General features: G+C 50.3%; 1 protein-coding gene. It reads right to left on the bottom strand.

Annotated features, from left to right (window positions below; all coding sequences use genetic code 11):
• A partial coding sequence (locus tag ACNQ0T_RS23635; RefSeq protein ID WP_417930434.1) for a VWA domain-containing protein occupies positions 1–310 on the bottom strand: 310 nt, incomplete at both ends.

The following is a 310-nucleotide window of genomic DNA, read 5'->3' as shown; positions in this document are numbered from 1 at the left end:
TGTCCAGTGTGACGTCAGGATATTTCTTGTGACGCTCAGCAAAGCCCCATACATCCATCGTGCCGTCATCATCGAACTGGACAGACAGGACAGCTATACGGTCAAGAACGGCCTGTACATGCCCTTTTTTAAACTGGCCGGTCATAGAGCCTGAGGCATCGAGAACAAAAGCGACTCGTGCTTCAACGGTATCCAGTTTGTGTTTTGCCAGTGAAATACTGGCTTTCTTAGCCAGGCTGATAAGCGCAGGCGCTTTACCTTCCAGTTTCTTTTCAAGGCTGATCCGGGCTGGTTGCGGTACAACTTCTGC

Source organism: Enterobacter cloacae complex sp.6700776 (assembly GCF_048284255.1).
GTDB classification, from domain to species: domain Bacteria; phylum Pseudomonadota; class Gammaproteobacteria; order Enterobacterales; family Enterobacteriaceae; genus Enterobacter; species Enterobacter intestinihominis.
This window is presented reverse-complemented; position numbering and strand designations above follow the sequence as displayed.